At 66.5% G+C, this 21,689-nt stretch carries 20 protein-coding genes; 4 read left to right on the forward strand and 16 right to left on the reverse strand.

The genetic code is table 11. The features are described 5' to 3' along the window. Positions 1 to 252: transposase family protein (locus BUA29_RS09630; RefSeq protein WP_143148891.1), on the reverse strand; the 252-nt coding region annotated here is incomplete at its 3' end. A 408-nt stretch (positions 253 to 660) separates the two neighbouring features. On the opposite strand from BUA29_RS09630, the gene BUA29_RS12055 reads away from it, so the two are divergent. Further along, positions 661 to 999, forward strand: a complete 339-nt coding sequence (locus tag BUA29_RS12055) for a hypothetical protein (RefSeq protein WP_143148892.1) — start codon at positions 661 to 663, stop codon at positions 997 to 999. Further along, entirely contained in the window at positions 987 to 1,727 is a 741-nt protein-coding gene (locus BUA29_RS12060) for a hypothetical protein (protein WP_143148893.1), read from the forward strand. Before BUA29_RS12055 ends, BUA29_RS12060 begins: the two co-directional genes overlap by 13 nt. A gap of 119 nt (positions 1,728 to 1,846) precedes the next feature. Here the strand turns inward: BUA29_RS12060 and lipB are convergent, their stop codons facing one another. The 10 genes from lipB to BUA29_RS09680 form a co-directional block, all read right to left on the reverse strand. Next, positions 1,847 to 2,548 carry a lipoyl(octanoyl) transferase LipB gene (lipB, locus tag BUA29_RS09635; RefSeq protein WP_072756360.1) on the reverse strand — a complete coding sequence of 234 codons (702 nt, stop codon included), beginning with the start codon at positions 2,546 to 2,548 and terminating at the stop codon, positions 1,847 to 1,849. Continuing rightward, positions 2,536 to 2,817, reverse strand: coding sequence for a DUF493 family protein (locus tag BUA29_RS09640; RefSeq protein ID WP_072756361.1), 282 nt, complete (start codon positions 2,815 to 2,817; stop codon positions 2,536 to 2,538). Before BUA29_RS09640 ends, lipB begins: the two co-directional genes overlap by 13 nt. A 34-nt stretch (positions 2,818 to 2,851) precedes the next feature. Beyond that, positions 2,852 to 4,051 carry a D-alanyl-D-alanine carboxypeptidase family protein gene (locus BUA29_RS09645; RefSeq protein WP_072756373.1) on the reverse strand — a complete coding sequence of 400 codons (1,200 nt, stop codon included), beginning with the start codon at positions 4,049 to 4,051 and terminating at the stop codon, positions 2,852 to 2,854. A gap of 78 nt (positions 4,052 to 4,129) precedes the next feature. Continuing rightward, complete coding sequence (locus tag BUA29_RS09650) at positions 4,130 to 5,182, reverse strand: septal ring lytic transglycosylase RlpA family protein (protein WP_072756362.1); 1,053 nt, start codon at positions 5,180 to 5,182, stop codon at positions 4,130 to 4,132. Next, positions 5,179 to 6,294 (reverse strand): lytic murein transglycosylase B, encoded by a 1,116-nt coding sequence (gene mltB / locus BUA29_RS09655; RefSeq protein ID WP_072756363.1) that lies wholly within the window; start codon positions 6,292 to 6,294, stop codon positions 5,179 to 5,181. Before mltB ends, BUA29_RS09650 begins: the two co-directional genes overlap by 4 nt. A gap of 52 nt (positions 6,295 to 6,346) precedes the next feature. Further along, positions 6,347 to 7,474 carry a rod shape-determining protein RodA gene (gene rodA, locus BUA29_RS09660; protein ID WP_072756364.1) on the reverse strand — a complete coding sequence of 376 codons (1,128 nt, stop codon included), beginning with the start codon at positions 7,472 to 7,474 and terminating at the stop codon, positions 6,347 to 6,349. Beyond that, entirely contained in the window at positions 7,471 to 9,453 is a 1,983-nt protein-coding gene (mrdA, locus tag BUA29_RS09665; protein WP_072756365.1) for a penicillin-binding protein 2, read from the reverse strand. The genes rodA and mrdA overlap by 4 nt, the downstream gene beginning before the upstream one ends. Before the next feature lie 7 nt (positions 9,454 to 9,460). Next, complete coding sequence (mreD, locus tag BUA29_RS12065; RefSeq protein WP_072756366.1) at positions 9,461 to 9,940, reverse strand: rod shape-determining protein MreD; 480 nt, start codon at positions 9,938 to 9,940, stop codon at positions 9,461 to 9,463. Beyond that, positions 9,937 to 10,863 (reverse strand): rod shape-determining protein MreC, encoded by a 927-nt coding sequence (mreC, locus tag BUA29_RS12070; RefSeq protein WP_072756367.1) that lies wholly within the window; start codon positions 10,861 to 10,863, stop codon positions 9,937 to 9,939. Before mreC ends, mreD begins: the two co-directional genes overlap by 4 nt. A gap of 117 nt (positions 10,864 to 10,980) precedes the next feature. Beyond that, positions 10,981 to 12,024 carry a rod shape-determining protein gene (locus BUA29_RS09680; RefSeq protein WP_072756368.1) on the reverse strand — a complete coding sequence of 348 codons (1,044 nt, stop codon included), beginning with the start codon at positions 12,022 to 12,024 and terminating at the stop codon, positions 10,981 to 10,983. Positions 12,025 to 12,258: 234 nt separating this feature from the next. On the opposite strand from BUA29_RS09680, the gene BUA29_RS09685 reads away from it, so the two are divergent. Then, complete coding sequence (locus BUA29_RS09685) at positions 12,259 to 13,194, forward strand: carbohydrate kinase family protein (RefSeq protein WP_072756369.1); 936 nt, start codon at positions 12,259 to 12,261, stop codon at positions 13,192 to 13,194. 115 nt (positions 13,195 to 13,309) lie between these two features. Here BUA29_RS09685 and BUA29_RS09690 read toward each other — a convergent pair whose 3' ends face one another. Beyond that, the gene (locus tag BUA29_RS09690; RefSeq protein WP_072756370.1) at positions 13,310 to 14,212 is read right to left on the reverse strand and encodes a recombination-associated protein RdgC; all 903 of its coding nucleotides are present in this window, start codon (positions 14,210 to 14,212) and stop codon (positions 13,310 to 13,312) included. A 62-nt stretch (positions 14,213 to 14,274) separates the two neighbouring features. Beyond that, positions 14,275 to 15,231: a tRNA 2-thiocytidine(32) synthetase TtcA gene (ttcA, locus tag BUA29_RS09695; protein WP_072756371.1), complete on the reverse strand. Its 957-nt coding sequence runs from the start codon at positions 15,229 to 15,231 to the stop codon at positions 14,275 to 14,277. 57 nt (positions 15,232 to 15,288) lie between these two features. Between ttcA and BUA29_RS09700 the strand changes: the two genes are divergently transcribed. Then, positions 15,289 to 15,507, forward strand: a complete 219-nt coding sequence (locus tag BUA29_RS09700; protein WP_072756372.1) for a YdcH family protein — start codon at positions 15,289 to 15,291, stop codon at positions 15,505 to 15,507. A 105-nt stretch (positions 15,508 to 15,612) separates the two neighbouring features. Here the strand turns inward: BUA29_RS09700 and plsB are convergent, their stop codons facing one another. From plsB to BUA29_RS09715, 3 genes are all read right to left on the reverse strand, one after another. After that, a complete protein-coding gene (plsB, locus tag BUA29_RS09705; RefSeq protein WP_425443778.1) occupies positions 15,613 to 18,330 on the reverse strand; it encodes a glycerol-3-phosphate 1-O-acyltransferase PlsB in 2,718 nt (905 codons plus the stop codon). A 57-nt stretch (positions 18,331 to 18,387) separates the two neighbouring features. Continuing rightward, entirely contained in the window at positions 18,388 to 21,333 is a 2,946-nt protein-coding gene (locus BUA29_RS09710) for an EAL domain-containing protein (protein ID WP_084602433.1), read from the reverse strand. Between the two features lie 174 nt (positions 21,334 to 21,507). Beyond that, positions 21,508 to 21,689: transposase (locus BUA29_RS09715; protein ID WP_178137918.1), on the reverse strand; the 182-nt coding region annotated here is incomplete at its 5' end.

Here is a 21,689-nt window from a genome sequence, read left to right on the forward strand (position 1 = left end):
CTCGCGGCAGGCCACGCGCGGCACCCGGCAGTGGATGAAGGCCTTGAACTGGAAGAAGTGCAGATGCTGCCAGGTGCGCTCCACCCGGTCGTGCACCGGCTGGTCCGCCGCCCCGCAGACCGGACAGGCCAGCCGGGCCGTATCGCACGACACCTCGAAGTGGATCGCCCCCTCATCCGGACGAAACGACACGCTGTCTACCGCCCACGGCGGCGTCAGCCCCAAAGCCTGGGTGAAGAGTTGTTCTTGCATCCGCCAAGGCTGACATCATCCGGCGGCCCGTTCCACACCAGACGCGATGGAGCCTTGAAATGGTGTTCTGTAATGTTGGTCGCTGGGTTAGTTGTGGGTGCGAATGCAGCTGATCCCCCAGTTGACCTTCCCCCAGTTCGAGCTGTTCCTGCGACTGACGGTGGGAAAATTATCTGCTACGGATACAGGTGTGCGGGTCTGCTTAATTCGTTGCTTCCAGCGCCACCACCGATTGAAATGGATGTGATTTCAATCGATCAATCAGGAGTCGACAGAAGCCAGTTTTGTGGCATGCTAAAGAGTCAGAAGCCGTCCAGTTGCAGTGCGAGTAGTCCTCCAGCAACGCCTGATACGGATCCAAGCTGGCGACCAAATGGGTGTGGGAATAATTGGCGAGTACAGGCGGCAATGCAACTCGGTATCATGGCTATTGTTCCTGATGATTTTGCTGGAAATTACAATGCGCCGTACTCCGGGGTTTCTTTCGAGGCGGCGTGCAACAATCATGATCGTTGCTATGGTCTAGCCTTTGATAAGGCATTCTGTGATGAACGTTTTGGAGATGAAATGAGGAGTGCTTGCAGCTTGGTTTCAAGTAGCTCTGGCTATAATCAGTGCGCAGGTTTGGCCGATATATACCGTGGTGCCGTTGCGGTCTTTGGGGCTTCTGCATACCAATCGGCCGTGCGAGATCATGAATGCGCTGTATGGGTTAAAGACATGAAACAAAATGGATGCAGTCAGTGAGCAGAGTTTATAATTTTGGAATCTTATTAGCAGGTTCGCTTGCTTTAATGGGATGTGTGGAGCCGTCCCATGGACGTGCAGAGTCTGCGCGCAACAATGAAAAACCCTTGCACGAAAGTGCTGTGCCTGTGATGGGTGCTGTTTCGGCAAGTCATGCGTTACAAACGAGAGGTCGCGCGTCAGAGAATCCTGCATCTGTTCTTGGTTTTGATTATACCAGTGATGCACAAGGTGCACTGGCGTTGGGTATCCCCTCGGTTGGGATCGCCTCGTACTATCGCGCCTTGCCGGACTACCTTCTCGAAAACAGAGCAAAATCGGGTGAGAAATTTGCCATGGCATTCTTTGTTGAAAGAATCGCTATGGATATCTTGGAATTTCAAAGAGCCAGACGCTCAGTAGAGCACCTTTCCCCAGATGGTGGTACCGGGCCGCTCAGGAACTTCGGAAAAATGAGCGTTACCTTGAGCGCTTTGATGCAAGACCCTACAAACGCAATGGCAGGATATTTGTGGGGGCTGGCACATTCCGCTTCCATCTTCGGCGCGCCCGACGAACCCATTGTTGCCGGTATTCGGCTGGCGGGAGTCCGGGGCGATGTCAGGGCAGCCGAATTCGAGCGTCAATTCCGCAGCACCCACCCAAATTTAGATGAAGCGAAAATAAAAATGTATTTTGATTCTGGTCGCCGCGCTATGGAAATGGCTGCTCAGCCGCGCAATCCGTAACCGCAGCGCACGATTATGCGCCCATTATTCTGGAGTAGATTAAAGCAAGGGGCGCTGAGTGAATTTCGCTTACGGAAACGGCTAAGGAAATGCGAGCTTTGGTATAAAGCAAGCCGGCATCAGGAAATCGGCGATGGTGCAATCCCGTGTTGCCACGCCAGCCCGAACTGCCGGCCGAGCTGTTCCAGCAAGACCGGTTTGACCGCCTCCAGCGACGCCGGGCCACCGAGGTCGGACAGCGCCACCACCTGCAGGCCGGCATAGCCGCAGGGGTTGATGCGGGAAAACGGCGGCGTGCTTTCGCCGCTGATGTTGAACGCCAGCCCGTGGAAGGTGCAGCCGCGGCGCACGCGGATGCCCAGCGAGGCGATCTTGGCGCCATTGACGTACACGCCCGGTGCGCCGTCTTTGCGGGCGGCGCCGATGTTCCATTCGGCCAGCGTGTCGATGACGGCCTGTTCCAGCCGGCACACGTAGTCGCGCACGCCGATCTTCAGGCGTTTTAGATCCAACAGCGGATATGCCACGATCTGACCGGGGCCGTGGTAGGTCACCTGGCCGCCGCGATCGACGTGGATCACCGGAATGTCGCCGGGCATCAGCACGTGCTCGGGCTTGCCGGCCTGGCCGAGGGTGAATACCGGGTCGTGTTCGACCAGCCAGAGTTCGTCCGGGGTGTCGTCGTCGCGGGCATCGGTGAACGCCTGCATGGCGCGCCAGACCGGCACATAGGCTTGCTGGCCGAGGTCGCGCACGATCCCGGCCCGGATGGCGCTTGCCGGGGTGGTCGGTGTGGCGCAGGCCGGGCTTACAGCGTCCATTTCACATCTGGATGGTCACGCAAGGCCTGGTGGGCGCGTTCGTATTCCTCGCGCGAGTTGGCGCGAAAGCGGATCCGCACCGAGACGTAGCGGCCGTTGCTGGAATGCCGCCAGTTCACCTCTTCGTGCAGCACCTCGATGCCGGCCTCCATCAGGTGCCGGGGCAGCTCGCTTTCCAGCTGGCGGTCGGCGGGCCCCATGGCGGACAGCTCGAAGACGCCGGGGAACTGGAAGCCGTGGTCCGGGTTATCGGAATGGATGCCGGTCATGGTGTCATTGTAAGTCGGTGCCGAACCGGGCCGTTCAGCCCTGCCACCACATCAGCAGTTCGTGCCAGAGGCGCTTGAAGAACCCGGCTTGTTCGACCGGGGCCAGCGCCACCAGCGGCGCCTGTGCGATCACCTTGCCATCCAGGCGCACCTGCACCGTGCCGATCCGCTGGCCTTTGGCGATGGGGGCGGTCAGCGCCTTGGGCAGCGCCATGCTGGGCTTGAGGTCGTTGTAGCGGCCGCGCTGGGTGGTGATCAACAGCGGTTGGCTGACCCCGACCGGAACGGTGTTGGTCACTCCCTTCCAGACCTTGGCGGTGGCCAGCGGCTTGCCGGGCTCATACAGGCGGTGGGTTTCAAAGAAACGGAACCCCCAGTTGAGCAGGGCCTGAGAGTCCACCGCCCGCTGGTTTTCGCTGGTGTCGCCCATCACCACGGTGATCAGGCGCATGTCGCCGCGCTTGGCCGAGGCCATCAGGCAGTAGCCTGCGCTGGAGGTGTGACCGGTCTTGATGCCGTCCACCGAGGGGTCGCGCCACAGCAGCAGGTTACGGTTGGGCTGGGTGATCGGCCCGACTGTGAACTCCTTGATCTTGTTGTAGCTGTAGGCCACCGGGAAATCGCGGATCAGCGCCCGCCCGAGCAGGGCCAGGTCATACGCGGTGCTGTAGTGGCCCTCGGCGCTGAGCCCATGCGGGTTGACGAAGTGGGTGTTACGCATCTCGAGCTTCTTGGCATAGGCGTTCATCAGCTGGGCGAACGCTTGCTCGCTGCCGGCCACGTGTTCGGCCAGGGCGATGGCGGCGTCGTTGCCGGACTGCACCACCATGGCCTTTTCCATCTCCACCAGCGGCGCGGTTTTGTTGACCTCGAACCCGCTGTAGCTGCCATCGGTGCCGGCGCCGCCGGTGCGCCAGGCGTGCTCGCTCATTAGTACCTGATCGTTGGGTTTGATCCGGCCCGTGGCCATCTCGGCAGCGAGCACGTAGCTGGTCATCACCTTGGTGATACTGGCCGGCTCCACCCGCGTGTGGATGTTCTCACCGGCCAGGACTTGACCGGTGGTGTAGTCCATCACCAGCCAGGCCTTGCTGACCGCGGGCGCAGGCGCGTCGGGGATCGGCAGGGCAGCAGCGGTCGGCGCGGTCGGTCGTGCCTGTGGCTGCGCCATGGCCAGCCCACTGCCGACCGACAGCACGGCGGCCGTCAAGGTGACTGCAAACAGGGAACGCATCATCAACAACACTCCTGGGCCGCCTGGCAGCGGCATGGCATGCAAACGGCCATTCTAAGTCGTATGGGAAAGATCGGGTCAGTCATGCACGCGCGTGGGCGTGCCCAATCCCAGACCGGCAATCCGTGCCGCGAGTTCCGTTCCGTCGGCCTCGTTCAATGGGCCAACGCGCAGCCGCCAGAGCGTGCGGCCGTCGCGCTGGGTGGGTTCCAGCCAGGCCTGTTCGATCGCCGCGGCGCGCAGGCGCAGCAGCGCCTGCTCGGCATTGCGGCGGTCGCTGAAGCTGGCGATCTGCAGGATCAGGCCGCGGTTGCCAGCAGGGGCGGGCGTGACGTGCGCATTGGCAGAAGCCGTCGATGCGCTGGCGGGGGGCGGGGTGGGGCTGGTTGCGGTGGTGTCGGTTGAGGCGGGACGATCCGGCAGGCCGGCCAGCAGGCCATCCAGCGGGCTGGTCGGTGTTGCGGCGGTGTCTTGGTCCGGAGTCAGCGCCTCCACCCGAACCCGGGCACTGCCTTTGTCGCGAAAGCCCAGCTTGACCGCGGCGGCATAACTCAAGTCGATGATGCGGCCTGGATGGAACGGCCCGCGATCGTTGACGCGCACGACCACCGACTTGCCGTTTTCCAGATTGGTCACCCGGGCGAAGCTGGGCAGCGGCAGGGTCTTGTGCGCGGCGGTGAAGGCGTACATGTCGTACACCTCACCACTGGAGGTGCGGCGGCGATGGAACTTGGTGCCGTAATACGACGCCAGCCCCTCTTCGCTGTAGCCTGCGACATCGTCCAGAACCCGGTATTGCTTACCCAGCACCACGTAATCGCGGTTGCCGGTGGGCGCGCGCGGCTCGGCGCGCACATCCGGTTCCGGGATGGCATCCACGTCCGGGATGTCCTCCGGCACGCTGTCGGGCACACCAGGGCGGAACAGCCCCCCGGCCACGTAATCGCCGCGCTTGTCGGGGTCTTCCTGCGCCGGGGGGTAGGGCGAGGATTTGGGGGGCGGCGTCGTGACGACCGGGGGCGGTGGCACATGGGCGCTCCCGCCCGTGCTGGGCGCGCCGCCGCCGGTGGTGGCGCAGGCGGCCAGGGCCAAGGGCAGCAGCAGGCCCGGCAGGCGCCAATGGCGGTTCATGCCTCGCCCTCCGGCTGGACGGCGATCGCCTGCGCAAGCTGGTACACCGCAGTCGCGTACAGGCGCGAGAGGTTGTAGGTGGTGATCGCGCGGAAGTTGTTGAAGACGATCCAGTATTCCGGCCCAGCCTCGCCGTCGAGGGTGATCAGGCCCGCCGGGGTCTGCGGTGGCGGCATCACGTCTGTTGCGGCCGGGCGATAGCCGAGCGAGGCCAGTGAGGCCAGGGTTTGATCCAGCACCACCGTATTGCCTGACTGGGTGAGGTCGGCCGCCGCCGCATCCCGCACCGCGCGCAGCATCACCGGGCCGCCGGGCTGCCAGCCGCCTTTTTGGGCGAAATAGTTGGCCACGGAGGCGATCACATCATCCAGGTCGTTGAACAGATCGCGCTTGCCATCGCCATCGCCGTCCACCGCGTACTGACGATAGCTGGACGGCATGAACTGGCCCCAGCCCATCGCGCCGGCGTAGCTGCCCTTGAGCGTGGTGATGTCCAGCCCCTCGTCCTTGGCCAGCGCAAACAGTTGCGCCAGCTCGTCGCGGAAAAACGCCGCGCGCCGGTCTTCGTAGGCGGCCTTGGCCGGGTCGCCGCTGCGTGGGTAGGCAAAGGCCAGGGTGTAGAGGGCATCCAGCACCGGCCAGCGGCCCTGGTTGGCGCCATAGCCGGTTTCCACGCCGAGAATGGCGACGATCAGCTCTTTCGGGACACCGTAGGTGTCCTCGGCGCGCTGCAGGGCGGCGCGGTGCGCGGCGAGGAAGGCACGTCCGCGTTCGATCCGTGAAGGTTGCAGGAAGATCGGCCGGTATTCACGCCAGGGCTTGGCCTCCGCCGGGTTGGCCATGGCGGCGCGGATCGGCTCGCGGATCTGTGCCTGCGCCAGCACCGCCTCAATCTGTCGGGCGGGAATGCCAAAGCGCTGGGCGGTTTCGCGCACGAACGCCGCGCGCGCCGTGGCCAGGTCCACCTCGGCATTCGCGGCGGGCGTGACCGGTGCGGGCGCCGGCACGGCGGGCGGCGACGGCGACGACGGCGGCGCGACGGGATGCACCGGGGATGTCGTGCAGGCAGCCAGGAGTGCCGCGGGCAGACAGAGCAGGAGACGTCGGATCATCGGCGCCGAGGGTAGCACGCCGGACGTGAACGGGCCGAACCCGGCCCCGTTTTCAGCCGCGCAGCGGCCGGTGCGCGCGCAGCGCCATCACCAGCCCGAAGCCGAGCAGGATGGTGACGGCCGAAGTGCCGCCGTAGCTGAGCAGGGGCATCGGCACGCCGACCACCGGCAACAGGCCCGCCACCATGCCGCCATTGACGAATACGAACGCAAACAGCGACAGGCCAATCGTCCCGGCCAGCAGGCGGGCGTAGCCATCGCGAGCGTCGGCCGCGATCCACAGGCAGCGTGCGATTATCAGTAGATACAGCGTCAGCACCAGCACCACGCCCAGCCAGCCGAACTCCTCGGCCAATACCGAGAAGGCGAAATCGGTGGTGTGCTCGGGCAGGTAGTTCAGATGCGACTGCGTGCCCAGGCCCCAGCCTTTGCCGGTCAGCCCGCCGCCGCCGATGGCGATCTGCGATTGCAGGATGTTCCAGCCCGCGCCCAGCGGGTCGTTGTCGGGGCTGCGGAAGGTGAGAATGCGCTGCTGCTGATAGGGCCGCAGGAACCAGAACCATTCGATCGGCGCCCATTTGGCCAGCGCGAAGCCGCCGCCGCCGACCGTCGCGGCGATCCCCCACCACCACCAGGACGTGCCGGCTAAAAACAGCACGAACACGCCGGTGGCCAGGATCAGCACCGCAGTGCCGAGATCCCGTTGCAACAGGGTCAGCCCGACGGGCACTGCGATGATGGCCAGGGCCGTCAACAACACCGACGGTGACGGTGGCAGCCGGTGGCGGTCGAAATGCCAGGCCAGCAGCATCGGCAGAGTGAGTTTGCACAGCTCGGCCGGCTGCACATTGAAAAACCCCAGGTTGATCCAGTGGTTGCCGTATTTGCCTTGGCCGATGAACAGCACCGCCACCATTGGCAGCATCGACAGGGCAAAGATGGCAGGGGTGGCCTGTTTGATCAGGTGCGCCGGGAGACGGGAGATCACCCACAGGCCAGCCAGGCCGACGCCGTAAAACACGGCCTGGGCGATGACCCCGCGCAGCGAGGCATTGCTGGCGCTGTACTGGACGGCCAGCCCGATCGCCATGAGCACCAGCAATGCCGGCGTCAGGATCGGATCCAGGCTACGCACGAAGCGGCGCAGCAGGCTGAGTAGCAAGTGCAGCAGGGCGCTCATGGACGTGGCTCCGCAGCCGTCGCAGGCGGGGCCGACGGCGGCACCGGCTCGGCATCCGGGGTGCCCCGCACGCCGGAGAAGTCCACCCGCGCCGGCTGTGCCGGAAGGGTGGCGCCGGTGCTGGCTGCGGGGGTCGGCATTTTGCCCAGCAGCCAGGCGTCGAACACCTTGCGGGCGATCGGCGCAGCGGTGTCGGCACCGTAACCACCGCCTTCCACCGCGACCGCAATGGCGATCTGCGGATCATTGGCCGGTGCGTAGGCGATGAACAGGGCGCGGTGACGCAGATGGAGCGGCAGGCTCTTGGGGTTGACCGCGGTATTGCCGCGCCGGCTGACCACCTGCGCGGTGCCGGTCTTGCCGGCGATCAGATAGGTCAACCCGGGGCGGATGTTGGTGGCGGTGCCGGGGCCGTGCACGGTGCCGATCATGCCTTCGCGCACCACCTGCAGATGCTGCGGATTGTCGCTGATGCGGCGTTTGGGCGTGACCTGCACCGGCTGCCAGGGGGCGCCGAAGCCGGTGCGAACCGCTTTGACCAGATGCGGCGGGCGCAGCCAGCCAGTGGCCAGCGCGCCGGTGCCCTGCACCAACTGCAGCGGGGTGACCTTCCAGAAGCCCTGGCCGATCGCGGTGATCACGGTGTCGCCGGGATACCACGGCCCTTGCCGACGGGCATGCTGGGCCTTCCAGGCGGGTGAGGGCAGGATGCCGGCGATTTCGCCGGGCAGATCAATGCCAGTCGGTGCACCGAAACCGTAGCGGGCCATGTACTGATCGACGCGGTCGATGCCCATGTCGAGCGCCAGCCGGTAGTAGTAGGTGTTGACCGATTCATAGATCGACTTGCGCAGATCGGTCCAGCCGTGACCGCCGCGGTGGGAATCGCCATAGCCGCGCTTGAAGCCGGGCAAATAAAACATGCCGGTGGACAACACCTTGTCTTCGGGCCGGCGCAGGCCGCTGTCCAGCCCGGCCAGGGCCAGAAACGGCTTGACCGTCGAGCCGGGCGCCACGCCCCCCTGTATCAGCCGATTGAACTGCGGGCGCGAAGGGTTGTCGTTGAGGGCCTGGAAGTCGGCATGGCGGATGCCGTTGACGAACAGGTTGGGGTCGAAGCTGGGCAGGCTGACCATCGCCAGAACCTCGCCGGTGCGCGGGTCGATGGCCACCGCCGAGCCTTCCAGGTCGCCGAAGGCATCCACCATCGCCTGTTGCAGGTCGGCGTCCAGCGACAGCTGCAAATCCTGTCCTGGCACCGCCGGCAGCGTGTCCAGTGTGCGCACGGTGCGGCCGGCGACGTTGGTCTCCAGCCGGCGGAAACCGGGCCGGCCGCGCAGTTCGTCCTCGTAATAGCGCTCCAGCCCGGTCTTGCCGACGTGGGTGAAGGCGCTGCCGGCGTCGCCGAGCTTGGCCTGATCTTGCGCGTCCACCCGGCCCACGTAGCCGATCACATGCGCAAACAGCGACCCGTAGGGATAGACCCGGCTCAGGTAGGGCACCAGCTCCACTCCTGGGAAGCGCCAGCGATTGACCGCAAACCGTGCGGCTTCCTCGTCGCTTAAACGCAGCTTGATGGTCACCGGCTGAAACGGCCGGGCGGCCCGGTAGTCGCGCAGGAAGCGTTCCTGCTGCTCGGCATCCAGCGCGATCACGCTCTGCAGCCGCTGCAGCAGCACCACCCCGGACCCGGCTCGCTCCGGTACGGCATCCAGCCGCCAGGCGGCGACGTTGTCGGCCAGGATGCGTCCCTTGCGGTCATAGATCAGCCCACGCGCCGGGGCCACCGGCACCAGGCGCAGGCGGTTCTGGTCGGAGCGGGTGGCATACAGCGCGTGCTGGATGATTTGCAGATTGAAGTACCAGCCAGCCAGCACGGTAAGACCGGCGATCACCGCCAGCAGGCCGACCAGCGCGCGGCGCCGGAACAGGGCGGCTTCGGCAGCATGATCCTTGAGCGGGCGGGCACGGCGCAGCATGGCTCGGTCATCCCCTGCGGCGCAGCCGCAGCGTGTCCAGCAGCAGGTGCAGCGGCGGCCACAGCAGCATGCCCAGGAGCGGCGCCAGCCAGACCGTCCAGGGCGGCTGCGGCAGGCCCGCCAGCAGGTGAATCAGCGCCGCCAGCACCCGGTCGTTGAACAGCAGCACGGCCAGTGTCAGCGCCTGCTGCGACATCGGGAAAAACCGCAGGCGGGCCCGGAAGCGTTCCAGGATGAAGGCCAGCACCACCAGCCGCAGTGCCTGTTCCCCAAGCACACTGCCGAACGCCAGATCGGCCAGCAGGCCGAGCAGGAACGCGCTGCCCAGCCCGACGCGCTCCGGTGTTTCCAGCAGCCAGTAGGTCAGCACCAGCGCCAGCCAGTACGGGCGCAGCGGCTGCAAGACGCCGGGCAACGGCAACAGGCCCAGCAGCAGGGCCGCGGCCAGGCTGAGCGGCAGCACCCAGGGGTTGCGGAGGCGGTTCATCGGGCACCTCCGGTAGGCGTCGCCGTTGCGTGGGCCGGGGCTGACGGCGGCGTGCCGGACGCCGCCGGCGGTGGCGCCGCGGCTGGATCGGACGCCGGGCGCAGCAGCAGCACGTCGCGGCCACGGTCGAGTTGGGCGGCGGGGATGACGTCGGCTTCCAGAAACGCACGGCTGTCGTCCGGGCGCAGCCGGCCGACCCGGCCCACCGCAAAGCCAGGCGGAAACCGGTTGCCCAGCCCGGAGGTCAGCAGCAGGTCGCCCTCGCGCACGTCCGCCGACAGCGGCACGTCGGTCAGGCGCAGCAGATCGCGGCGGCCACTGCCGTACACCACCAGCCGCACCCCGCTGCGCGCCACCATCACCGGCACCGCGTGGTCGGGATCGGTCACCAGCAGGACGGTGGCGGTGGTGGGTGTGGTGGCGATGACCTGACCCAGCAGGCCGCCGGCATCGATCACCACCTGGCCGACCCGCACGCCACGGGTGGCGCCACTATCCAGCAGCAGGCGCTGGCGGGTGGGGTCCAGATCGACATCCAGCACGCTGGCCAGTTGCACGTCCAGATGCGCCCGTGCGGCGCTGTCCAGCAGGCCGCGCAGCCGGGCGTTTTCCGCCGCCAGCAGTTGCAACCGGGCGTTGCGGGCTTGGGCCAGCAGCAGGGCCTGCCGCAGCCGGGCGTTGTCTTCGCGCAGCCGTGCATGGCTGGTCAGGCCTTGTTGCAAGGCATCGGCAACGCGTGCCGGTTGCGCCGCCAGCCACCACAGCGGCTGCATCAGCGTATCCGCCTGCGTGCGCACGGCATGCAGCCAGCCGCCGCGGAGGTCGAACACCATCAGGATGATCGCCAGCACCAGCCAGGCCAGCAGCCGCAGCACGCCGGCGATGTCACCGGAGCGGGCAGCGGAGGGGCCAGGTTGGGGCATGGGGCGGCAGGGGCAGGGCGGAAACGGGGGAACAAGGCCGGCATACGGGCGATCAGGCCCGGGGAATGCAGGTGGGCGAGTGCCGGCGCCCGCATTCCGGAGCCGTGGCAGCCTGCGTCATTCCGGGGCGAAGAACTCGTTGCCGTGCATGTCCACCAGCTCCAGCGCACGACCACCGCCACGTGCCACGCAGGTCAGCGGGTCGTCGGCGACCTGCACGTGCAGGCCGGTTTCGCTGCTGATCAGCTTGTCCAGGTCACGCAGCAGGGCGCCGCCGCCGGTCAGGACGATGCCGCGTTCGGCCACGTCGGCGCACAGCTCCGGCGGTGTCTGTTCCAGCGCCAGCTTGACCGCAGCGACGATGCCGGCCAGCGGCTCGCGCAGGGCCTCCAGCACTTCGTTGGCATTGATGGTGATGATCTTGGGCACGCCTTCGGCCAGGTGGCGGCCGGAGACTTCGATTTCCCGCACCTGCTGCTGCGGATAGGCATTGCCCAGTTCCTGCTTGATCCGCTCGGCGGTGGCATCGCCGATCAGCATGCCGTGGTGACGGCGCACGTAGTTGATGATGGCCTCGTCGAAGCGGTCACCGCCGATCCGCACCGACTGCGAATAGACGATACCGTTCAGCGCGATCACCGCCACCTCGGTGGTGCCGCCACCGATGTCCACCACCATCGAGCCGCGCGCCTCGGTCACTGGCAGGCCGGCGCCGATCGCCGCGGCCATCGGTTCTTCGATCAGATACACCTCACGCGCGCCGGCTTCTTCCGCCGATTCCTTGATCGCGCGACGCTCGACTTGGGTGCTACCGGCCGGCACGCACACCAGGACGCGCGGACTGGGGCGCAGGAAGCGGCTCTTGTGCACCTTGCGAATGAAGTGCTTGAGCATCTCCTCGGTGTAGGTGAAGTCGGCGATCACGCCGTCCTTCATCGGCCGCACCGTGGTCATGTGGCCGGGGGTGCGGCCCAGCATCTGCTTGGCCTCGCTGCCGACCGCCGCGACCGCCTTGGCGCCGCCGCCGCGGTCCTGGCGCACCGCCACCACCGAGGGTTCGTTGAGGACGATGCCCTGGCCGCGCACGTAGATCAGAGTGTTGGCGGTGCCAAGGTCGATGGACAGGTCGCTGGAGAAATAGCCCCTGAGGAACTTGAACATGCTGGTGTCGTGCCGGAAATAAGGAAGGGGCCGCGCGGCAAGGCGGTCGGAAAGGCCAGGCGGAGGCGGACGCTGAATCCCGAACGGATCGGGGCGGACAAGCCTAGCAATGCCCCTTGCCGGCGGCAAGGAACGGCCGCAGCGGCGCTTGCGTCGGGTTCAGCGGCGCTGCCGGCCAGGGCGCTGGCCGGGTATCATGACGGGCTTGCTCCTTTCCATCCGACCGAGGCGTCCATGGCTGCCCTGATCTGCGGCTCGCTGGCCTACGACACCATCATGGTGTTTCCCGACCAGTTCAAGAACCACATCCTGCCCGACAAGGTGCACATCCTGAATGTCTCCTTCCTGGTCCCGAGGATGCGCCGCGAGTTTGGCGGGTGTGCCGGCAATATCGCCTACAACCTCAAGTTGTTGGGGGGCGACCCGATTCCAATGGCCACCGTCGGCGGCGATTTCGGGCCGTACCGGGAGTGGTTCACCGAGCAGGGCATCCCGCTGGATCATGTGCGGGTGATCGACGAGCTGTTCACCCCGCAGGCGTTCATTACCACCGACCACGACAACAACCAGATCACCGCCTTCCACCCCGGCGCGATGATGCGCAGCCACGAAAACCACGTGAAGGATGTGCCGGGGGTGACCATCGGCATCGTCAGTCCGGATGGCTACCAGGGCATGCTGCAGAACGCGCGCGAGTTCGCCGAGCTGGGCATCCCCTTCGTGTTCGATCCTGGCCAGGCGATGCCGTTGTTCAACGGCGAGGAGTTGCGCCGTTTCATTGAGCTGGCCGACTACGTCTGCGTCAACGACTACGAGTCCAACCTGCTGCAGGAGCGCACCGGCTGGAGCGAGCGCGACATCGCCAGTCGGGTCAAGGCGTACATCACCACCCGTGGCCCGCGGGGCGCCGAGATCCACGCCGACGGCACCACGTACACGATCCCCCCCGCGCACGAGCGCCGGGTGACCGATCCGACCGGCTGTGGCGATGCCTTCCGCGCCGGGCTGCTGTTTGGGATCGAAAAAGGCTATGACTGGGAAACCATCGGCCGCATGGGCAACCTGATGGGCGCGCTCAAGGTCGAGCATCCGGGCACCCAGAACCAGCGGTTCACCTACGCCGAGTTCGCTGAACAGTTCCGGCAGCAGTTCGGCTACACCCTGGACTGACCGCCGGGCCGCCGCCGCACCCCTGGCGTTGCTAGTCAGGCGAGGCCCGCACAGGCACGCGTGAGCGTAAACAGCGAGGGGCTGGCGCGCGCCTTGCCAAGCCGCAGCAGGGCCGTTAGTCCGCCCGGCTGAGCTGGAAGGCCGGCTCCAGCACGGCAAACAGCCGGCGGAACTCGCCGGCCATCAGCGCGAAGCGGGCATCCAGCTCGGCGGCGATGTCGTCGCGGTCGTTGTGTTCCAGCGCATCCACCGCGCCGTCCAGCAGCTTGAACTTGCGCACCACCAGGTCTTCGCCCAGCACCAGGCTGACATGATCGTCCAGCACCAGCGCCAGCCGGGTGCACTGCTTGCCGGCTTCCAGGTGCTTGGCGATTTCCTCGCTTTCCAGCGCCATCCGCTGCACCTTGACCACCGCGCCGGAATCGGCCGGGTCGCGCAGCTCGCACTCGTCGCCGAGGGTGAGCCCCTCAGGCAGGGCATCACCGGCCAGCCAGCCGGTGAGGATGGCGCGTGGCGCCACTCCGGCGTTCAGGGGGAGTGCCGGGAAGCTGCCGAGTGCACGCCGCAGTTCCGAGATCACCGTTTCGGCCGTTTTACGGCTGGAGGTGTCGATGGCGATCACCCCAAGCTCACCATCCAGCAGCGCGTCGTGGCGAATCGGGCGCACGAAGGCACGTGGCAGCAGTTCGGCAATCAGCTCCTCCTTGACCCGCTTGCGGGTGCGCCCGCCGGGCTTGCGACCCTCTTTCTGTTCCAGCGCGGCCAGTTTTTTCTGGAGTTGATCGTTGATCACCGCGCCCGGCAGCAGGCGGTCTTCGCCGCCGACCGTGATCCAGCGGGCAGCGCCGACCGCATGGCACAGCGCCTGGCCATGCGGGCCCATCGGGGTGACGAAGCCACGGCTTGAAACTTCCAGTGGCCCGACTGACTTGAGGGTGCAGGCCGCCAGCTGCGATTCCAGATCGGTCAGATCCAGGGCGGCGGGAAAGCGGAACAGGGTCAGATTGCGGAAAAACATGCGGTGTCCGGTATGAGCCGGCGCCAGCGCGGCCGGCCGGGGTGGAAAGAAAGGGTGGGCGATCAGCGGCTCAGGATGTCGAGCCCGTCGAGCCGGTCAAGCCCGGCCTCGGCGTCCGGCGTGGGTGCCGAGGTGGGCGTCGCAGGCGGATTGCCGGCAAGCCAGGCATGGGCATCCGGAAGCGGCGCGTTGCTGCGTCGGCCAAGCGAGAGAAAATCAAACAGCTTGGGGTCGCCAAGCTGCGATGGACGGATATCGGTGAGGGCGCGGGCGATGCTGTCGATCCGGCCGGGGTGCTCTTTTTCCCACTCCATGAGCATCCGCTGCACCTGCTTGCGTTGCAGGTTTTCCTGCGAGCCGCACAGGTTGCAGGGGATGATCGGAAACCCGCGCATGCGCGCATAGGCGGCGATGTCGGCCTCGCGGACATAGGCCAGGGGGCGGATCACCACGTGCTTGCCGTCGTCGGACAGCAGCTTGGGCGGCATGCCGCTGAGCTTGGCGTGGAAGAACAGGTTGAGGAAAAAGGTGGCCACCAGGTCGTCGCGGTGATGCCCCAGCGCAATCTTGGTGAAGCCTTCGCGGGCGGCAAAGCTGTACAACGCGCCGCGGCGCAGACGTGAGCACAGCGAGCACAGGGTCTTGCCTTCCGGCACCACCCGTTTGACCACCGAGTAGGTGTCCTGTTCGAGGATGTGGAATGGCACGCCGATGGCGCGCAGGTAGTCCGGCAGCACGTGCGCGGGAAACCCCGGCTGCTTCTGGTCGAGGTTGACCGCGACCAGTTCGAACCGGACCGGTGCCTTCTTCTGCAGATGCAGCAGGATGTCGAGCAGGGTGTAGCTGTCCTTGCCGCCGGACAGGCACACCATCACCCGGTCGCCGTCCTCGATCATGCCGTAGTCGGCAATCGCCTGGCCGACCTGGTGGCGCAGGCGTTTGGCCAGCTTGTCGGCTTCGCGTTTATGCCGATGTGCCAGTGGAAGGGGAGCTGCGAGCGGGAGTGCGGGTGTGTCCATCGCGGTGCATTCTACCTGTGCCGGTCACTGCGCCGCTGGTCGCGTTATCCTTCCGGCATGGGCCAGCCGATCGATCCCGAACAGCTTTCTCGCTTGGTCAGCCGACTGGCCGAGCTGCGCCAGGAGCATCGTGACCTGGACGCGGCGATTGCGCGGCTGCAGCGCGATCTGCAGGCCGACGAGCTGCTGCTCAAGCGCATGAAAAAACGCAAGCTGGCCCTGAAGGACCAGATCGCCTGGATCGAAAACCGGCTGATTCCCGACGAGCCGGCCTAAGCAAGATTGGAACAACGCCCAGCCCGGCACAGGTGTGGGCGTGGCTGGCCATCCGTGGCCGACAGGAATCTCCGAAGTGTTCGGAGATTCCTTAAGCCTGCCCGCTCAGGCTGGATCGTGCGGTGGTGGCGGGTCGTTGTCGGCCGGCAGCGCGGGCTGCTCGCCGGTGCTGCGCCCGGTGCTGGCGGGGCTGATCTTTTCGATGGTCGAGCGCAGCTCGCGGCCCAGCACCACTCGGGCATCGCGGGCCCAGGCCTTGAGGCGGTCATCGAAGGTCAACCGGCCGGCGTCGTCCGGGCAGACCAGCTTGAGCTCACGCAGCTTTTGGATGAAGCCGCGGAACAGGGTCTTGTCGAAGAACTCCGGGGCCGCCGGGGCGTACAGCAGCGACAGCCGCTGCGCGGTCAGCTGGCACAGGCTTTCCAGCTCGGCGGCGGTCAGCGTGCCGCTGCCGTTTTTGACCAAGATGCTGATGGCGATGTAGTAGCGCTCGAACGCCTGCTGCAAGGTATGCCCCAGCGCACGCAGGCGGAACACCTCGTCGCTTTGGCCGGCGTTGCGCTGCAAAACGCCGCCATCCTCGTCGCTGACCTGCTCCAGCAGGCCCTCGCGGATGAACACCTCGATGGTGCGGTCGATGCGGTCGGCAAAGCCGTCCTCGTCCCACGGCAAAAACAGCTCGGCCTGCAGGAACGGGTAGAGCGTGCGGCCGATCTGTTGCAGCTGGCGGCGGCCCATGCGGCGGTTGTTCTGGAAACACACCGCGATCCACGACGAGGCGGTGAACAGGTGCAGCACGTTGTTGCGGAAGTACGACAACAGCACGGCATCGTCGCCGCTCACCCCCAGCACATCGCCGAGCGGATGGCGGATGCGCTGGATCAGGCCGATTTCCTCGCCGTGGGCGATGATCTCGTCCGGCGTGTGCGGGGTCACCGTCACCCACTCCGAATACGGCACTTCGGCCAGCAGGGTCTTGGACAGTGCGATCTGGGCGCGCAGGTCGGCTTCGCCCATCGCGTGCTTGGGTGTGGACAGCAGGGCCAGCGCCAGCAGGTTGATCGGGTTGACGTCGGCGGCGCGGTTGACGTTGATCTGGATCCGCTGTGCCAGGGTATCGATGGTGCGCGAGAACCAGGCCGGTTTGTCGTCGTCACCAATCGGCTGGCCATCCCAGTCGGTGGCCAGCTCGGCCAGGATCTGATTGAGATGGATGCGTTCGCCGAAGTTGACCACGACCTGGCCATAGTTGCTGCGCAGCACTTTGGGGATACCGGTCAGCAGTTGCCAGATGGATTCTTTTTCCTTGGGTTTGCCGGACAGCTCATCGAGATAGCTGCGGCCTTCCATCAGCTTTTCGTAGCCGATGTAAATGGGCTGGAACAGCACCGGTCGGGTCGGTTGGCGCAGGTAGGCGCGCACGGTCATCGCCAGCGAGCCGCCCTTGGGCTGGAGCAGCCGGCCGGTGCGCGAACGCCCGCCCTCGATGAAGTATTCGATGGAGTAGCCGCCGGCGACGAGCTGCGCCATGTATTCGCGGAACACCGCTGAATACAGCGCATTGCCCTTGAAGCTGCGCCGCGCAAAGAACGCGCCGCCCTTGCGCAGCAGGGTACCTACCACCGGCAGGTTGAGGTTGATGCCGGCAAAGATGTGCGGCGGCACCACCCCGTGGGTGTAGAGCAGGTAGCTCACCAGCAGGTAGTCCATGTGGCTGCGGTGGCTGGGCACGTAGATGACCTCATGCCCTAGCGCGTCCTGCTTGAACTGGTCCAGATGGTGAACCAGCACGCCGCGGTAGATCCGGTTCCAGACAAAGGTCAGGGCAAAGCTGGCCGAGCGCACCACCGTGCTGGAGTAGTCGGCAGCGATTTCCCAGAAGTAGGCATTGGCTTTCTCCCAGGCGGCCTCCAGGCTGGTGTTGTCGCGCCGGGCCTGGTCGGCGATGGCTTCCTTTACCAGCGGTGCCGACAGCACCTGATCGGCCAGCATGCGGCGGGTGGACAGGTCCGGCCCGATCACCACTTCACGCACACGCCGGAAGTGGGTGCGCAGGATGCGGGAAAGTTTGCGGACGGTACGTTCCGGGTCCAGCCCTTCCGCCACGATGTCGCGAACCGAGATCGGGGCAGCGAACTTGACCAGGGTGTCGCGGCCATTGAGCAGGAGGGCCAGCAGCCGGCGGAACCGGCCCACCAGGGTCCAGTTTTCCGAGAACAGCACGGAGAACCAGCCACTGCTGCGCTTGGGCGCCTGGCCGACGAAGATCGACACCGGCACCAGCCGCACGTCCAGTTGCGGCCGGGTTTGATGGGCTTGCAACAGCCGGGCCAGCGAGCCGGAATGGGTCTTGTGCTCGGCGCCGGGCAGCAGCCCGAGTGCATTCACATGGCGGCGCGAGAGTGCGACATAGGCGCGTTTGCGGCCCAGCGGATCGCCCGGGATCGGCTGCAGCGGCGGCGGCAGGCCGGCCTCGTGGCAGGCGCGCTGCAGGATCAGCGCATTGGACAGGCCGTAATCCTCCAGCACGTAGCAGATCGGGCGGGGATCATCCGCTGCGGTGGTGGCGGCATCGGCCTCGATCTCCAGCCGCAGCCAGGGGTCGAGCAGGCGGCCCAGCAGCCGCGCCCACAGCGGTGCGCGGCCCTTGCCCGCCGCTGCGGCGGGGGCGGCGACAGCCGGATCGGGCGCCGCTGGCGATGCCAGAAAGTCGGGCAGCGGCAATGCCTCCGGGGGAGTGCCGGAGGCGTGGTCGGCATCCGCGGCCGGTGCATCGAACAGGCCGGGTTGGTCGGGAGTGGGTCGCTTGGACATTGCGCCCATTATGGCCGAGCGCGGCGACTGGCTGGGTTGGGGGAAGCCGATAAGCTGTGACGGGTGTCACGCATTGCCAGCGGTGTGTGCCCAGCGCTGCACGGGTTCGGGGCGACCGAACAAAAATCCCTGCGCCTGGGTGCAGCCCAGGGCGAGCAGGGCCTGGCGCTGGGCGTCGGTTTCCACGCCTTCCGCCACCACGTCCAGCTGCAGTGCCTCGGCCAGGGTCAGCACGGCCTTGATGATGGCGTGGCTGCGTTGCGCTTCCGGCTGGTCGAGATCGCGAATGAAGCTGCGGTCGATCTTGATCTTGCGCAGCGGGAAGCGGTGCACATGGCTGAGCGAGGAGTAGCCGGTGCCGAAATCATCCAGCGCGGCGCCTACCCCGGCCGCCTGCAACCGTTGCAGCAGCCGGGCCACCGCGTCCGGGTCGGCCAACAGGGTGCTTTCGGTGACCTCGATGCGCAGCCGCTCCGGCGGAAAGCCGGTTTCGGCCAGCAGTTCCAGCAGGCGCTGGTCGAAATCCTCGTACTGGAAGTGGCGCGCCGAGACATTGACGCTGATGAAACCGCCCTGGGCCAGCAGCGGCGCCCCGTGTGTGCAGACCAGTCGGTACATGTGCCAGTCGATGGCCTCGATCAGCCCGCTTTCCTCGGCGGTGGGCAGAAACTCGCCCGGCCCGAGCAGGCCGCGCTGCGGATGCTGCCAGCGAATCAGGGCCTCGTAACCGACATGGGCGCCATCGTCTAGCCGCACGATCGGCTGGAAGTAGGGCACGAACTCGCCCTGGTGGAGCGCCCGGCGCAGGTTCTGTTCGATCTCCAGCACGTTCATCGCCGCAGTCTGCTGCTGCTCGTCGAACAGCACGAAGCGGCTGCGCCCGGCGGATTTGGCGCGGTACAGCGCCACGTCGGCGTCGTGCAGGATCTCGTCGATGGTCAGATAGCGCGGGTGGGCGATGGCGATCCCGATGCTGAGCGAGGCTTGCACTTCGCGTTCGCCCACCGCAATCGGCGCCTGCATGCGGGTGAGGATGCGCTGGGCGATCTTGATCGCAGTGGATGGCTGCGCACCCTGTTCGAGCAGGATGGCGAACTCGTCACCGGACAGCCGCGCCGCCACGTCCGGGGTACGCACGCACTCCAGCATCCGCCGTGATACCTCACGCAGCACGGTATCGCCCGCCAGATGCCCCAGGCTGTCGTTGAACAGCTTGAAACGGTCCACGTCCAGGTACAGCAGGGCAAAGACCTGTTCTGGATTGCGCTGCAGGCTGGACAGGGCGCGCTCGAAGCGGTCGCGCAGGTAGAGCCGGTTGGGCAGACCGGTCAGCGGGTCGTGCATCACCTGATGCTTGAGCTGGGCTTCGACCTGCTCGCGCACGGCAATTTCCCGGCGTAGCTCGCGGGTGCGCGCCTGCACGCGCTGTTCCAGCTCTGCGTTCAGGGCCTGCAGCGCCTCGGCGTGGCGCCGGCGCAGCAGGCTGCTGGCGATCTGCTGGGCCACGAACGTGAGCAACTTGGCGTCATCTTCGGTGTACACCAGCTCCGGGCGGTAGCTCTGCACGACCACCACCCCCATCACACCGTCCTCGCCCGGCAGCGGCACGCCCAGCCAGCACACCGCCGGTGTGCGTGCGGCGTAGTGTTCGGCATCGATTTCCCCCGCGGCAACCAGCGCGCGCACGCCCGCGTCGTCGATCAGCACCGTCTGCCCTGTGCGCAGCACGTATTCGGTCAGGCCGCGGGTAAGCGGGCGGTCCGGGCGCTCCTCGCCGGCAGAGTCCACCGAGTAGGGCACCTGCAGCCGGCTGCCGTCCGGCGAGATCAGAGCGATGTAGAAGTTCTCCGCGTCCAGCAGCGTACGGACCGCCTGGTGGATGCTGCGATAGAAGGCTTCGTCACTGTGGGTGCTGCTGGCCAAAGTGGCGATCTGGTAGAGCGTGGCCTGCAGATGGGCGGCGCGTTCACGCTCGCGGATCTCCTGCTGCAGCCGGGCATTGGCCTCGGCCAGCGCCTGGGTGCGCTCGGCCACCCGGCGTTCCAGCTCTTCCTGGCTGCGCTTGCGTTCGACCGCGTTGAGCACGTGTTCGGCCACGAAGCCCAGCACGGCGCAGTCGGACGCGGTGTAGCCCATCCCCTCTTTGTAGCTTTGCACCACCAGTGCGCCCAGCACCTGGCCGTCGCGTTGCATCGGCACGCCCATGAAATCGACCGACGGGGTGCCGATGCCTTCCTCCAGCGGCAGCCCCAAGAGCTGCATGATGTCCTCTGACGGCCCACGTACCGGCCGGCCGTGCCGGATCAGGCCCAGGGTCAGGCTGCCGCGCATCTGTGCGACCGGGATCTCCTCATCCGGGTCGTACATGCCGGCATCCATTTCATCCTCGAAATAGATGAAGCGCAGGGTTTCGCGCCGAGGGTCGTAGAGGGCGATGTAGAAGTTCTCGGCGTACATCAGCCGGCCGATGATCTGGTGCAGCCCGCGCAGCATGCCCTGCATGTCCCGGTCGGAGGCGGCCAGGTCGGCGATGGCAAACAGCGCGTGCTGGAGCTGCTCGGCCTGTTCGAGTTCCTTGACGGCATCCTGCAGGCGCTGCATCGAAAACAGTTCGGCCAGACGCTGACCGGCCAGCTGCAACAGACGGTGCGGGCTGGGTTCCAGCCCGGCCAGCGCGCCCGGATCGGCCAGCACCAGGGCGCCGGCATCGGCCGCGCCGGGTGGCAACAGACGCACGTCGGGGGCTTCGGGGGTGGTCAGCGGCTGGCCGGAAAAGGCGGCGATCGCGGCCTGGCGATGCGCCTCCGTGCTGGCGTCGGCCGGTTCGAACAGCAGTTCGCCATGGTCGGTCCAGACCACCGCCCGGGCCGGGCGGCCGCAGCCGGCCAGGCCCCGGAGCAGGGCGCGGGCGGCTTCGCGGGGGTCACGGGCGGTCAGCACCGCCAGACCGGCGACAGCAAAGCCGTCGGCATCGAGCGCCTCTGCCAGTGCGTCTTGCCCAGATGTGTTCATGCCTGTGTGTCCCCATCTGTCGCCTAGCAGCCTGTTGAAATTCGACCCGGCGAAGCCCCCGACTCGGTCGGCAGCGCGGATTTCTCGCTGCTCAGGCGCTTCGCAAGCGCGTCCCGCGCTCTGAATAAGCCCGATTTCGGGCTTCCGGGCGCACCTCCCCCGCCGGGGCCGCCATCACGCGGCCCCCGCGGCGATCAGCTTCGGCAGGCGGACGAGGTTGCTCGCCGCCATCGCCAGCTGAAACAGCGCCTCGACCTTCGTAAGGCCGCGCTGCTTGACCTGACGCATTCCAGCAGCCGCCTTGAGCCATCCGAAGTGCGTTTCGATCCAGGCGCGCGTCCGCAGGCTGATCGCAT

Origin of the sequence: Thermomonas hydrothermalis, assembly GCF_900129205.1 — a bacterium.
GTDB classification, from domain to species: Bacteria; Pseudomonadota; Gammaproteobacteria; order Xanthomonadales; family Xanthomonadaceae; genus Thermomonas; species Thermomonas hydrothermalis.

Bases quoted from the DNA above. Each gene is read 5' to 3' on its own strand.
- BUA29_RS12055 (WP_143148892.1), top strand. From the start codon at position 661: ATGCAACTCGGTATCATGGCTATTGTTCCTGATGATTTTGCTGGAAAT.
- BUA29_RS09685 (WP_072756369.1), top strand. From the start codon at position 12,259: ATGGCTGCCCTGATCTGCGGCTCGCTGGCCTACGACACCATCATGGTG.
- ttcA (WP_072756371.1), bottom strand. From the start codon at position 15,231: ATGGACACACCCGCACTCCCGCTCGCAGCTCCCCTTCCACTGGCACAT.
- BUA29_RS09650 (WP_072756362.1), bottom strand. From the start codon at position 5,182: ATGAACCGCCATTGGCGCCTGCCGGGCCTGCTGCTGCCCTTGGCCCTG.
- mrdA (WP_072756365.1), bottom strand. From the start codon at position 9,453: ATGCTGCGCCGTGCCCGCCCGCTCAAGGATCATGCTGCCGAAGCCGCC.
- plsB (WP_425443778.1), bottom strand. From the start codon at position 18,330: ATGGGCGCAATGTCCAAGCGACCCACTCCCGACCAACCCGGCCTGTTC.
- BUA29_RS09645 (WP_072756373.1), bottom strand. From the start codon at position 4,051: ATGCGTTCCCTGTTTGCAGTCACCTTGACGGCCGCCGTGCTGTCGGTC.
- BUA29_RS09640 (WP_072756361.1), bottom strand. From the start codon at position 2,817: ATGACCGGCATCCATTCCGATAACCCGGACCACGGCTTCCAGTTCCCC.
- BUA29_RS12060 (WP_143148893.1), top strand. From the start codon at position 987: ATGCAGTCAGTGAGCAGAGTTTATAATTTTGGAATCTTATTAGCAGGT.
- mltB (WP_072756363.1), bottom strand. From the start codon at position 6,294: ATGATCCGACGTCTCCTGCTCTGTCTGCCCGCGGCACTCCTGGCTGCC.
- mreD (WP_072756366.1), bottom strand. From the start codon at position 9,940: ATGAACCGCCTCCGCAACCCCTGGGTGCTGCCGCTCAGCCTGGCCGCG.
- BUA29_RS09690 (WP_072756370.1), bottom strand. From the start codon at position 14,212: ATGTTTTTCCGCAATCTGACCCTGTTCCGCTTTCCCGCCGCCCTGGAT.
- mreC (WP_072756367.1), bottom strand. From the start codon at position 10,863: ATGCCCCAACCTGGCCCCTCCGCTGCCCGCTCCGGTGACATCGCCGGC.
- BUA29_RS09700 (WP_072756372.1), top strand. From the start codon at position 15,289: ATGGGCCAGCCGATCGATCCCGAACAGCTTTCTCGCTTGGTCAGCCGA.
- lipB (WP_072756360.1), bottom strand. From the start codon at position 2,548: ATGGACGCTGTAAGCCCGGCCTGCGCCACACCGACCACCCCGGCAAGC.
- rodA (WP_072756364.1), bottom strand. From the start codon at position 7,474: ATGAGCGCCCTGCTGCACTTGCTACTCAGCCTGCTGCGCCGCTTCGTG.
- BUA29_RS09710 (WP_084602433.1), bottom strand. From the start codon at position 21,333: ATGAACACATCTGGGCAAGACGCACTGGCAGAGGCGCTCGATGCCGAC.
- BUA29_RS09680 (WP_072756368.1), bottom strand. From the start codon at position 12,024: ATGTTCAAGTTCCTCAGGGGCTATTTCTCCAGCGACCTGTCCATCGAC.